The sequence below is a fragment of the Ammoniphilus soli genome (assembly GCF_040813775.1).
Genome location: NZ_JBEGDL010000105.1, coordinates 1 through 2,036 on the forward strand (window position 1 = coordinate 1; position 2,036 = coordinate 2,036).

The window sequence follows — 2,036 nt, forward strand, 5'->3', positions numbered from 1 at the left end:
ATTTTCACGGTGTCTATGAATCGGTCGATATCGGTTGTATTCAGGCAGAGAGGGAAGGCATCTACACCGGCAAAGGCTTTGAATAGAAGGGCTTTCCCTTCCATGACTGGAATGGCAGCTGAGGCGCCGATATTTCCGAGACCGAGCACAGCCGTTCCGTCGGAAATGACGCCGACCAAATTTCCTTTCATTGTATAGTCATATACCCGCTGAGGATCCCTGAAGATTTCCATGCAAGGCTCTGCCACACCCGGTGAGTAAGCCAAGCTTAAATCCTTCGCATTGTTAACAGGCACCTTCCCTTGAACGCTTAATTTCCCCTGGTATTCTTGATGAAGTTTCAATGACTCCATTCGTAAAATTGACAACCCTATCGCTCCTTTTAAAATAATAGTTTTAAACATGATTATATTATAATCTTGATTATAAAAAGAGTAAAGATTTTAAAATTTGAATTATTTATCAAATTGTGATTGACTTATAATCATAAACAAATTATAATCATGATTACTAAGTGACCAATAAATAAATGTGAAAGAAAAGAAGGGGGATAGGGGATGAAGCTTGAAATCGGCAATTTCTATGTAAAAGATGTTGTTTTCGGTGACAGCACATCTTATCAAGATGGAATTCTGACACTGAACAAACAAGAGGCTTTGCAAGTCGTCTATGAAGACGAACATATCACGGATGCAGATATTCTGCTCGCGAAGCCTGGAGATCCCATTCGCATTACCCCGGTGAAAGAAGCCATTGAACCGCGGTGCAAGGTATCTGGAGGAACGCTATTTCCCGGGGTGCTCAATAAACTGGTTCCCGCTGGAAGCGGTCGTACGCATGCCTTGAAAGGCACTTCCGTACTCGCTGTAGGAAAGTATTGGGGTGGATTTCAGGATGGACTGATTGATATGAGTGGTCCAGGGGCAAACCAGACCCAATTTTCCAGTTTGATCAATATCTGCTTGGTTGCGGATACGGATGAAGAATTCGAACGCAATGAACAGCAAAAGAAAAATAAAGCGCTTCGCTGGGCAGGCATGAGGCTGGCTGAATATATCGGCAATTGCGTGAAAAGCCAAGAGCCGGAAGAGTTGGAAGTGTATGAGCTTCCTCCGCTCAATCAGCGTGAGGCAAGAGTGACCGAACTGCCGGGAGTCGTCTATGTTATGCAGCTTCAATCTCAGATGATTGAAAGCGGTCACAATGCTCTTTTCTATGGATGGGATAGCAACCGCATGGTTCCTACGCTCATTCATCCGAACGAATTGCTGGACGGAGCGGTCATTTCAGGAAGCTTTATGCCTTGCTCCTCGAAAATATCCACCTATCAGCATGCCAATAATCCTACGATTAAAAACTTGCTGAAGGAACATGGGAAAACCATCAATTTCCTTGGCGTCATTCTTTCCAACCTGAATGTCAAGCTGGAAGAAAAGACCCGTTCCGCCATGCAGGTGAGACAGATTGCCACGTCTTTGGGGGCACAGGGAGCCATCGTATGCGAAGAAGGGTATGGCAACCCGGACGCCGATTTTATAGCTGTAATTAATGAGCTAGAAGATGCGGGAATCAAAACGGTTGGAATAACCAACGAATGTACAGGCAGAGACGGGCGCTCCCAATCATTGGTTGACCTGTCTGATAAAGCGGATGCCATCGTCAGTACAGGAAATGTATCTCAGCTATTAAAGCTTCCTCCAATGGAAGTCGTCATCGGCAGCTTGATTGCTCTAGCTAGGGATGGCAATTCCGGCGGCTGGGAAGGGTCAGTGAAAGAGGACGGATCCATTGAAATGGAAAACAACGGCTTCTTCTGCTCCGATGCGAATACAGGAGCTCATTATAAAACGGTTATTGAGTATTAGGAGGTGATGGAGAATGAAAAAGGCTGTACATTATATCAACCAATTCTTTGGACAGATCGGGGGAGAAGATAAGGCGGATTACGCGCCGACGATTCATGAAGGGGTGATCGGCCCAGGAATGCTTCTCAAAAACACCGTTGCCCCAGAAATCGAGGTTACGCATACGATCAT

General features: G+C 45.4%; 2 protein-coding genes and 1 pseudogene. 2 read left to right on the top strand and 1 reads right to left on the bottom strand.

Going from position 1 to position 2,036, the window contains the following annotated elements; genetic code table 11:
* A pseudogene (locus ABLT31_RS38390) lies at positions 1–368 on the bottom strand (NAD-dependent malic enzyme); the annotation flags it as partial.
* 189 nt (positions 369–557) lie between these two features.
* On the opposite strand from ABLT31_RS38390, the gene ABLT31_RS38395 reads away from it, so the two are divergent.
* Together ABLT31_RS38395 and ABLT31_RS38400 are read left to right on the top strand one after the other, a co-directional pair.
* Positions 558–1,865: a glycine/sarcosine/betaine reductase component B subunit gene (locus tag ABLT31_RS38395; RefSeq protein WP_367760979.1), complete on the top strand. Its 1,308-nt coding sequence runs from the start codon at positions 558–560 to the stop codon at positions 1,863–1,865.
* 13 nt (positions 1,866–1,878) lie between these two features.
* Positions 1,879–2,036 (top strand): glycine/sarcosine/betaine reductase selenoprotein B family protein (locus tag ABLT31_RS38400; protein ID WP_367760980.1); only part of this gene is annotated, 158 nt, incomplete at its 3' end.